Source organism: Neisseria sp. P0008.S004 (genome assembly GCF_051962755.1).
Lineage (GTDB): Bacteria > Pseudomonadota > Gammaproteobacteria > Burkholderiales > Neisseriaceae > Neisseria > Neisseria subflava_A.
Map to the genome: position 1 here is coordinate 124,953 of NZ_JBQCUZ010000008.1, position 10,717 is coordinate 135,669.

At 45.6% G+C, this 10,717-nt stretch carries 8 protein-coding genes and 1 pseudogene; 4 read left to right on the plus strand and 5 right to left on the minus strand.

Annotation, left to right across the window (positions count from 1 at the left end; translation table 11 throughout):
• Window positions 1–44: 44 nt before the first annotated feature.
• Window positions 45–1,040 carry a Slam-dependent surface lipoprotein gene (locus ACTHSW_RS09505; RefSeq protein ID WP_070461967.1) on the minus strand — a complete coding sequence of 332 codons (996 nt, stop codon included), beginning with the start codon at window positions 1,038–1,040 and terminating at the stop codon, window positions 45–47.
• Window positions 1,041–1,407: 367 nt separating this feature from the next.
• Between ACTHSW_RS09505 and ACTHSW_RS09510 the strand changes: the two genes are divergently transcribed.
• On the plus strand, window positions 1,408–2,949 hold the full coding sequence (locus ACTHSW_RS09510) for a surface lipoprotein assembly modifier (protein WP_070461965.1): 1,542 nt from the start codon (window positions 1,408–1,410) through the stop codon (window positions 2,947–2,949).
• A gap of 120 nt (window positions 2,950–3,069) precedes the next feature.
• Here the strand turns inward: ACTHSW_RS09510 and ACTHSW_RS09515 are convergent, their stop codons facing one another.
• Complete coding sequence (locus ACTHSW_RS09515) at window positions 3,070–3,693, minus strand: biliverdin-producing heme oxygenase (protein ID WP_070461963.1); 624 nt, start codon at window positions 3,691–3,693, stop codon at window positions 3,070–3,072.
• Window positions 3,694–4,106: 413 nt separating this feature from the next.
• On the opposite strand from ACTHSW_RS09515, the gene ACTHSW_RS09520 reads away from it, so the two are divergent.
• Genes ACTHSW_RS09520 through ACTHSW_RS09530 form a run of 3 tightly spaced genes read left to right on the plus strand, consistent with a single transcriptional unit; the run spans window position 4,107 to window position 7,593 of the window.
• Window positions 4,107–5,417 carry a paraquat-inducible protein A gene (locus ACTHSW_RS09520; protein ID WP_083290081.1) on the plus strand — a complete coding sequence of 437 codons (1,311 nt, stop codon included), beginning with the start codon at window positions 4,107–4,109 and terminating at the stop codon, window positions 5,415–5,417.
• On the plus strand, window positions 5,414–7,075 hold the full coding sequence (gene pqiB / locus ACTHSW_RS09525; RefSeq protein ID WP_070461959.1) for an intermembrane transport protein PqiB: 1,662 nt from the start codon (window positions 5,414–5,416) through the stop codon (window positions 7,073–7,075). The genes ACTHSW_RS09520 and pqiB overlap by 4 nt, the downstream gene beginning before the upstream one ends.
• The gene (locus ACTHSW_RS09530) at window positions 7,075–7,593 is read left to right on the plus strand and encodes a PqiC family protein (protein WP_070461956.1); all 519 of its coding nucleotides are present in this window, start codon (window positions 7,075–7,077) and stop codon (window positions 7,591–7,593) included. Before pqiB ends, ACTHSW_RS09530 begins: the two co-directional genes overlap by 1 nt.
• A 55-nt stretch (window positions 7,594–7,648) precedes the next feature.
• Here the strand turns inward: ACTHSW_RS09530 and grxB are convergent, their stop codons facing one another.
• The 3 genes and pseudogenes from grxB to ACTHSW_RS09545 form a co-directional block, all read right to left on the minus strand.
• Complete coding sequence (gene grxB / locus ACTHSW_RS09535; RefSeq protein WP_107769234.1) at window positions 7,649–8,284, minus strand: GrxB family glutaredoxin; 636 nt, start codon at window positions 8,282–8,284, stop codon at window positions 7,649–7,651.
• 106 nt (window positions 8,285–8,390) lie between these two features.
• The gene (locus tag ACTHSW_RS09540; protein ID WP_225905466.1) at window positions 8,391–10,217 is read right to left on the minus strand and encodes a hypothetical protein; all 1,827 of its coding nucleotides are present in this window, start codon (window positions 10,215–10,217) and stop codon (window positions 8,391–8,393) included.
• A 39-nt stretch (window positions 10,218–10,256) separates the two neighbouring features.
• Window positions 10,257–10,717, minus strand: a pseudogene (locus tag ACTHSW_RS09545) (hypothetical protein); the annotation flags it as partial.

Consider the following 10,717-nt stretch of genomic DNA (forward strand, 5'->3'; position numbering starts at 1 on the left):
TTAATATATATTGATTATCTATTATTGGAATGCTTGATGTGCAGTTACTTGCTGACAGGTGTCAAACTTGTATCCGTCGTATTGCGGTCGTCATCATTCTTCACGCCGCCGAACACGGTATCCAACGATTTATCGGCATCAAAGGTAACTTTACCGCCTATACTGACTTCTGTTTTATCGCCGTTAAATTGACCAAAAAATTTCCCTTCGACTTTGCCGTTTTTACCATCGGATTCGGCAGTGCCTGAAAAATCAACGCCGTTGATGCCTACATCTTTCATCACAACGTCCGGACCGTAATCAGCATTACCTAAAATCGTGCCGCCGAGTTTGTTGGTGTTGAAATTGGCTGTCAGCAGTGAAAGTTTGGGCGTGTTTTTTTCAGACGACCCGGAGGATTTGCCCGGATCGTAGGTTGAGGTAACGATATTGCCGTTGCGGACGCGGACAGCCCAAACTTCGTATGTAGTCTTGCCTTTTGCCACTGTACTGTCTGACGGAGTGTAATAAGACGGTTTCGCCGTTCCGACGGGTTTGCCGCCGACAAACAGGTCTGCCGTGCCGTCTGCATTTATCCATGCGCCGAATTTGAGGTGGTCCTGTTTGGTTGCCGGTGCATAGGTGAATTGTCCCGAACTACTGCAACAGACAAACAGTTTACCACCTTCAGATAAAGGTTGTCCTTCATGGCGTGTACGAAGGGCATAAGACGGGCTGGAATATGATGGGACAATCGGATCAGAATATGAACTAATGTTGTAATAGTTACCAGAAGGGGTTTGATAGACATATTGTTTATCGGTATAGCTGTAGCCCCATGATGTTTTCACTTCGAGTTCCGCTTCACGCAGACTGCCGCCTTTATCGGAAAGGGTATTAATGGTCTTTACTGCATTGCTTTCATCGCTCAGCTTAACATTGGCAATAGGTTGCGCTGTCGGAATAGCAACGGGAACTTTGGGTTCAGATGCACCTCCACCTGCACATGCAGTCAAAATAAAGGTAGTTGCAATAGGCACTATAAATACATTAATTTTCATAACCAATCTCTCTAAAATACAAGCTTCTCAGATACAATAATGATAAGTATTACTAATAATATGCAATATTGTGTAACAAATATTTTATTTTAGCAATACCAATATTTTTTCTATCAGTAGTTAGGGTGAATCTTTATGCCATCCTCTCTCTGTTAAATATATTTACGCAATTTATAATCCTATAAAAATAAATAAGTTATATTTATTTCGTAAATTTGCCGTTATAATGATAAATCTAAATACGAATCTGTATTTTTTATGCAAAAATAAAATCACCTGAGATGTTTCAGGCAGTTTTATGATAAGAGCAAATCCCTTATTAGAAACGATTTGCCCTCAGATATACATATATTTCGGATGACTTTAAATGCTAAAAATAAAACAAAAAATTGTCTCAGCTTCTTTGTGCTACCTATTGCCGTCAGCAGCCTTTGCTGAATTTCCCGAAGAGGGTGTTCGGCAGAATATTTCTTCTCAGAATACTGCTGTACAAGTACAACAGAAACAATGGTTAGATATTCTATCTGAGGAGGAAAGGTCGCCTGAAAAGAATGAGAATATAGGCAGACCAACTCTGGTTAATGATGATTTTTTAGCGGCAAACCCGCATATTCTTGAAGACGCACTGGTTCAAGCACTTAACAGCAATAGCGCAGACCTGGTTTCCTCGCTTGTCGCCCTTTACCGTAAACAGCCCAACCACAATCCCAAACTGATTGCGCGTGCCGATGCTTTGCTGGCAAAGTTGAAAGGACGGACTTCCGAAGCGGTCGAACGTTATCGTACCCTTTATGAATCTGACGTTTCAGACGACCGCATATTGTTGGATTTGGCAGCAGCAGAGTTTCAGGACCATCGCTTGGGTGAGGCAATGATGCATTTTCGTCATGCCGCGCAACGCGATATACCTGTCCCCGTTTTGGAAAATGTCAAACGTTTTCAAGAAGCCGTCAAACGGCAGACAGAATGGAAATGGTCTGGTGGAATCAGCCCCGTGCATAACGATAATGCCAACAACGCTGCTCCGCGTTATTGCATCGAAACAAGGGGGCAAACCGCATGCAGTGTTACCTTACCTGTCAGTGCCAACGGCTTGAATTACGAATTGAACACCGAAAAACTCACCCCATTGCATGGGCATCACGCTATCAAACTCCGCGCCAACCTCAGCGGCACAAGCTATTTTTTCGACCGCCAATCGGCTTACGACGATTCGTTCGGCAGAGCTTATTTGGGCTGGCAACGCAAGGACGGCAAACAAACCGTCAGCGTTTTACCGTTTTATCAGGCACAGTTGGCAGGCAGCAGCGAGTTTGACAGCAAAAAAGAAAATAACCGCCGCGTTGCACCTTATATGCTGGCTCACGGAGTTGGCGTACAGCTTTCGCATATGTTCAATCTCGGCAATGCGACTCAACTTTACTACTCACTGGAACGCTACCGCCAAAACTATCGGGAAACTGATCGTGCACTGCGCAATGATGGTTGGCACGACAGTACTTATCTTTCCCTGGCTCGCCGTTTTGGCAACACGACTCTGTTCGGCGGTTGGCAATACAACCGCTTTGTTCCTGAAAACAAAAACATACACAATATTGAGAACAATGCAGCCTACCACCGCAACGGTTTCAATATAGGTTGGATACAGCAATGGCAGGTTTTAGGTGGGCTTAACAGCAGACTTACCGCTTCATTTGCCAACCGTCGCTATAAAGGCATTATGGCATTCGGCACGGAGCCGCAACGCAATCGGGAGCGCGCTCTCTCTATCAATCTTAGTCACAACAAATTATCTTATAAAGGCATTACCCCTACTTTGAATTATAGTTATAGTCACACCCGTAGCAATGCACCCTATGCAATGCGTAATATTCATCAATGGTCATTAGGTGGTGAATGGAATTTTTAAAAGAGAATCAAATCTGAGTAGGTATAAGACAGCAACCCGTTCAAACAAAACTTTGTAGTGTAATTAAAGGTCTCTGCAAACATCTACGCCGAGACCTTGTCTGTTTGATTTAATTATTTTTTAGAGTCTGTGCGGTGTCATACCTTCAGGTGCTTCCGCACCTTCCGGCAAACCGAAAGTTTCGCGCAAAATCACTTTATAGAAGGCAAACGCTTCGCACGCACCTTGAATGGCTTCCGCCTCGGCTTCGGGAGTCAAGTTCAAAGCGTTCAGATGCTCGACAAAAGCGCGCCAGTGTTTGCCTCGGCCGTTTGGATGAGGAGCTAGGTGGCGTGCTCCGAATTCACCGGTGTATTCGAGTTTTTGAGCGTGTTTGAACAAGAATGCCGCGCCCAAATTAGAACCTTCGGCACAATACAGCCAGCCGATGGCTTTATTACCGGTTTCGTGTGGCAATTCTTTGTCAAATTTGTAAGGCTCTTCGCCCAAGTCTTTCAAGTCTTGAGTCACGGCATCGTAACGCGCCATGTATTCAAGCTCTGGAATGGCTTTGTTCAATTCGGCATCTTTATAGATGTGGTCGACGGCCTTATGGAAAACAGATTGAAGTTTCAAGAATTTGATGTAGTTTTCTTTGCTGGAAAAAGGTTGAACGGACATAACCAAGTTATCAACGCTGTCGTGTGTAACTGTGGTTTGCTCTTTTAAGCGTTTGGCGAAAGTCAGCTCTTGGGTTTCACTCATGATGTTTACTTTGAATTAAGAGACTAATAGTTTCAGATGGTTTCAGACGGCCTTTATGGTTAAAAATCCGTCTAATTTGAAAAGAATCGTTTTAAAAACAAAGAAGATAATTTTTAGCCTACTTCAGGTTCGTTGACCGTGTACCTTCCACAAATCTACAAGGATTATCGTGTTTTTAAATATTGAGAATATATCTTATTTTTATCCTAATGGAAATAAACCAAACTAAGACCTATTAATAAAATTTAACGGTCCATAGCAATAAACTTCTGAAGTCTTTTCAAACTTTTCAGACGGCCCAAACCTTATTAAGCAGCCGCAATTCAATCAAATATCGACCTAAATTTGGGCTATCCTTCTGTTTTCCTTTATAATGCGACACTCTTTGCACCTTCTTTATCCCCTGCCGAACCATGAAACGGATTCCTGCCTACCATCGCTGGTGGCGCTACAAGTCTTATCTTCCTGATGCGACGCTGCCTGCACATACGGTGGAATGCCCAGATTGCGGCTGCCGTATGGATATTCCGCGCCTGCGTCAGGGACAGGAAGCGCATTGTCCGGTGTGCAACCATGAAATTGTGGAAGTGGAAAACAATCCGTATATCGCGCCAATTGCCTATGCGCTGACAACCTTGATTCTAATGGCGTTCGCGTACAATATGGTGTATATCCGCGTGGATTTGTTCGGCGTGACATCGATTTTGTCGTTGCCGCAAATGATGCGGCTTTTGATTTCGCTGGATTACGGTTTTCTGGCGGAAGTGATGTTTATCCTCACCTTCGGCGCGCCCTTACTGTTTTTGCTGCTCTGTCTTTATGTTTATACGGCCTTGATACGCGAAAAGGCCTACCCTGCGCTGCGCTTTGCAACGCGCGTATTGGTTCGGCTGCGTCATTGGATTATGGTGGATGTGTTTTTCATTTCCACTTTGGTGGCATATATCAAGCTCTCGTCCGTTGCCACAGTAGAGTTCGGCTCAGCGTTTTATCTGATGTTTCCGTTGTCGGTCATGCTGATTCGGACTTCGGTATCGATTCCGCAGCATTGGGTTTATTATAAGATTCACCGTTTAACCGGCGGCCATGCGGTTCAGACGGCCACTGAAGACAAAATCTGTTGCAGCCGTTGCCTGTATTTCCGCGATAAAGACGAGCAGCCTTGCGGCGTATGCGGTGCGGACTTATACCGTCGCCGCCCGAAAAGCCTGAGCATTTCGCTGGCGTTTTTAGTCGCGGCGTTTATCCTGTATTTCCCTGCCAACATCCTGCCGATTATGATTTCGTCAAATCCGACGGCTTTGGAGATCAATACGATTTTCAACGGCATTGTTTATATGTGGGACGACGGCGACCGATTGATTGCCGTGATTATCTTTAGTGCCAGTATTATGGTGCCGGTTTTGAAGATTATTGCGATGGCGGTTTTGATTTATTCCGCATACTTTAAACCTGTGATGAGCGCGGACAAAATGTCGGTTTTGTATCGGATTACCGAATCCATCGGCCGCTGGTCGATGATTGATATTTTTGTGATTATTATTTTGATGAGTTCGTTCCACACCAATATGGCGCGCGTCGTGCCGGGTGGTGCGGCGATTTACTTCTGCCTGGTCGTTATTTTGACCATGCTTTCGGCCTATTATTTCGATCCCCGTCTGATTTGGGACAAGCAACAGCAGCTTTCAGACGGCCTTGATTCTGACCAGACCTTAACACAATGAAAAAACACGACTCTTCACCCAATTATCACGCACCGGCGCGTGTCAAGAAAACCAATGTCTTCACGTCTGTCGTGTGGCTGATTCCGCTGATTGCACTGATTGCCGGCGGCTGGCTTTTGATTAAAGACATCCGCAACCGCGGCCCTGTCGTTACGCTGTTGATGGACAGCGCCGAAGGCATCGAAGTCAACAACACCATTATTAAAGTGTTAAACGTCGATGTCGGACGCGTTACCCGCATCAAATTGCGCGACGACCAAAAAGGCGTGGAAGTCACGGCCCAACTCAGTGCCGACGCCAAAGACCTTATCCGCAGCGATACCCAATTTTGGGTGGTCAAACCGCGTATCGACCAAAGCGGCGTTACCGGCTTGGGAACCTTGCTTTCCGGCTCATATATTGCATTTACACCGGGCAAAAGCCAAGAAACCAAAGACGTATTTGTCGTCCAAGACATTCCGCCGATTGCCGCCATCGGTCAAAGCGGCCTGCGCCTGAATTTGATCGGCAAAAACGACCGCATCCTCAACGTCAGTAGCCCGGTTTTGTATGAAAACTTTATGGTCGGCCAAGTAGAAAGCGCGCATTTCGACCCGTCCGACCAAAGCGTGCATTACACCATCTTCATCCAAAGCCCCAACGACAAACTGATTAATTCCTCCAGCCGTTTCTGGCTGGAAAGCGGCATTAATATCGAAACCACAGGCAGCGGTGTCAAACTCAACTCCGCCCCTCTGGCTGCCCTGCTATCCGGCGCGATTTCCTTTGACTCGCCTAAAACAAGCGACAGCAAGAACGTCAAAAGCGAAGACAGCTTCACGCTTTATGACAGCCGCAGTGAAGTCGCCAACCTGCCTGACGACCGCTCGCTGTACTACACCGCGTTTTTCAAACAATCCGTACGCGGCCTGACTGCCGGTTCGCCTGTCGAATACAAAGGCCTGAATGTCGGCGTGGTTTCCGATGTCCCTTATTTCGACCGCAACGACAGCCTGCATTTGTTTGAAAACGGTTGGATTCCCGTACGCATCCGCATCGAGCCTTCCCGTTTGGAAATCAATGCCGACGAGCAAAGCAAAGAACATTGGAAACAACAATTTCAGACAGCCTTAAACAAAGGCCTGACCGCCACCATCTCCAGCAACAACCTACTGACCGGAAGCAAAATGATTGAGTTGAACGATCAGCCTTCTGCCTCGCCTAAGCTGCGACCGCATACCGTTTATGCAGGCGATACCGTTATCGCGACCCAAGGCGGCGGTTTGGACGATTTGCAAGCCAAAGTGGCCGACTTGTTAGACAAGTTCAACAATTTGCCATTGGATAAAACCGTTGCCGGCTTGAACGGTTCGCTTGCCGAGCTCAAGTCCACACTTAAATCTGCCAATGCTGCCCTAAGCTCTATCGACAAACTGGTCGGCAAACCGCAGACACAAAACATTCCGAACGAGTTGAACCAAACCCTGAAAGAATTGCGTCAAACCCTGCAAGGCGTATCGCCTCAATCGCCTATCTATGGCGACGTACAAAATACGCTGCAAAGTTTGGACAAAACCTTAAAAGACGTTCAACCCGTGATTAATACTTTGAAAGAAAAACCCAACGCGCTGATTTTCAACAGCAGCAGCAAAGACCCTATCCCGAAAGGAAGCCGATAATGCGCCTCTTCCCGATTGCCGCCGCCCTGACGCTTGCCGCCTGCGGCACTGCGCAAAGCACACAATATTTCGTCCTGCCCGACAGCCAGTACATCCGACCTGATGCCCATGGCAACGAAATCGCGGTCAAAGTCAACCTTGCCGAACCGCTTGCCAACGGCGGCCTCGTTTACCAAACCGATGCCTATCATGTGAATCTAGCGAAAAACCACCTTTGGGCGGCACCGCTCGATGGCGCATTGTCAGCAAATCTCAGCAACAAGCTCAACCGCCTCAATCCGCATCGCACCTTCGTGCCTGCTTCACGCAGCCAAAGCAGTCAAACCCTGAAAGTCTATATCGAAGCCTTCCAAGGCAGCTATCAGGGGCAGACCACCATCAGCGGTTATGCACTATGGCCGGACGGACGCAGCAAACCGTTTAACGCCATTACGCCGCAACAAGGCGACGGCTATACCGCCATGCTCGAATCGTTGGAAAACGGTTTGTCACAGGTTGCCGATACGATTGCCTATTAAACCAAAAGGCCATCTGAACATTTTCAGACGGCCTTTTTTATGTTTCAAACATTCATCACAACGCGCGGTCAAAATACAAAGCCACGCCGGAACGCTCGCTCATTGCCAACAAATAATCCATCAATTTTTGCGGCCATTGGATACCGCGCACAACGGTCAGGTTGCGCAAAATAGGGAACGTCAGGATATCTTCCAAACTAATTTCTCCACCCAAGCCCTCGCCTTCGCACACCAGCGCTTCCAGTTCTGCCAAGTCTTGATGCAGACGCTCCAGATATTGCGCCGTTTTGTTCAGATTAGTCTCGAAATTGCCGATACTTTTCTCTTTTTTGTCGATAAAGTATTTTTTCGCTTCATCGGTCTCAAATTCGGGCAGGCCGATTTTGACCATGCGCGGCTGTACCAATTTATTATTGTATTCGCCCACTTTATCCAACCAAGCCTGCATTTCTGGACGAACTTCCTCTTTCAGACGGCCTTGATCGATATAGCGGACAATATCCAAACTTTCGCCCATAAACGAACCGTCTTCTTTTTGCAAAATCGGCACTTGTTTTGAGCCAATCATGCCAATCGGCATGGCTTCGTCATCATTTGCCAAGACAACCTCTTCCACCGCCACATCACGCAAGCCGAAAATCATCCGCGCACGAACACAAAACGGGCAATGGTCGTAAATATACAGTTTCATTAAAAATCCTCCGAAAATGGGTTTGATTGGGCAAAGGCCGTCTGAATGCCTCACGCAAAAGGATTATCCTGCCAAATATCTTTGGAAACCATATCTGATAACGTGTTTATACGGCCGGGATATATGCAGTATTGTCTCCGGGCAGTATAACCGATGTTGAAATTTCCGTCGGATACACGACATCAGCGGCTGTCTCTGCTGAAATTTCACCTGCCAACTCATTGTAAATTCCTTTGTCGTTTTGGAAATCAATATCGGCAACCTTACGCCTTTCCCCGTTTTCCAAAACCACTTCTGATTCAAATAATATTTTATTATCGGCTTCATCTTTCAGATTGATTTTTGCAAAATCCAAAGAGATCGACTGGATATCCCAGTCGGACAATAGAGAAAGCTCTCCTTCCTCCGTTTTCCCGTTACTGTTTTCGTCATGCCAGATTCTTAGCTCGCCCCACAATTCATCATATTGATTAATGATATTATTATTGTCGCTGTCCAAATCTTTCAAAGCTTCTACGCCGTTTTCTGCGCGCTTGCCGTCAGACATAACTGTTGCCTCACCAAACATCTCCGTTCCGTCGTTTACCATGCCGTCTCCATTTTTATCCCAAACCAAAAAACCGCTGCCTTTTTTGAGCCAAGCCGTCTGTTCGGCCATCCCGTCGCCATCCATATCAAAACTCACTCCATCCTCCACCGAAGTCGTGAGCAACTCTTCTCCATACAGCTCGATAGCAAGAGGAGTATGGTAATTTTTGGCAATTTGGTCAAAATTCTGCTGAAGATTATCCACTCCGCCCTGCAAATCAAGTGAAATATTGGCTTTGTTCAGTAAATCCTGCAAAGCTTTCAAAGCTTCGTTTTCATTATGAATTTCTTTGCCTTTTCCTGATGCCTGTTCGGATTTTTGCTGTTCGACCAAAGTAGCCAAGCGGTTCACTGCATTGGAATGAAGCCTACTGGCTGAAGTAATCAGTGCCGCATACGCACTTTTTGAGTAATTTACTAAATTATCGTTGAAGCTGACACTCTTGCCCGCGCCACCGATACCGAATTCAATCGCCCCCTGCTTTCCGCCTGAAGAATAATATAACGCTGTTCTTGCAGCCGTCGTTACCGTACCGTCTGCCAAACGGCTGTTGGCAGGTACAAATACCACCATCAGCGTAGGATTTCCACGCGCCATCATCGGCATCAGACTAAGCGGCATATTTGGATCGGTTTTCTGAAAGCGAACCCGCTCGTCACCTACGCCAAACAGTCTGTTGGGATGGTCAGGCGCTGCTTCATCCATTCCTGATTGCAGAATTTTTTGCTTTTCGGCCGGAGTTTTACCGTTTAGCAGGTTTGGATTGGTTTCCTTAAGGAATACAGATTTCGCCCATGTCCAATAAGTATGGTCGGGCTGTCCGCTGGGGTTTTGGGTTTTCATTTTGTGGGCAAAATAATCAACAGCCTGTTGTTGGTTCATCGCCTTGATTGCTGCCGTATCCGATCCGTATTTGGTTTCTTTGGGATTGTTCCGCAAATCAAACTGAAAACGGTTGTATTCGGCTTTTCCTTCTTCATACAAAAAACGGCGGGCATACTCATTTGCAGTAAGGTTTTTTGTTGGATTTCTCTCATCAGCAAGATCTAGTCTATAAAGAGTATCAGAAATACCATGCTCGATTTCATGGGCATAATCAGAAGCCGTAAGATAATCTTTTCCAAATACCATCTCACGGTATTCAATGTCTCCTCTTAATTTTCTCGTTGTATAAGTGGCTGGAACATGATGATCGACACGAATACTTGATAGCCCCCATTTATTGATAAAAATATGAGTCTTTTGCATAATAACATTATCCCGCATGATGCTATCAATCTCCTTTTTAGGCATGCCCATGCGAATAAAATGCTGCCGAATTTGTGCATTTTGAACTGTTGCCATAATAATTCTCCTATTAATTGTTTGAGTAAATTTTTAATTTTAATTGGTGATAAAATAATCTTTTTTATATAAATAATTTTTTTTATATTGAATATAAGATATTTCCTTGCTACATCTCATATTTTCTTGGTTATCATGCATAAAGTATAGAGATACACTATCATGAATAGACAATCTTGCATGAAAATTCTTAATATGACCGTTGTTGTCAATAGCCTCTAATGATTTTTCTAAGTTGTCAATATCCTTTAATGATTTTCCAAAACTTACAGCAGAATCAGAACAAAATATCGGTCTAAACATTGGATGCCAACCAATGCTTGGCAGGGGCAAATCCTCGGGATAACGGTTGTCAGGAAACAGCGAACGGTAATGCTTTAAATAATCAGGCGTTGCTTCGATTTCTAAAAAAGTACTGCCGTTGTAGTTGGTCTGATGCACTACCGTAAAGCCGTCGGTCGGCCGTTTTAGCTTACGCCGCCTGTGTTTGAGCCATTTCT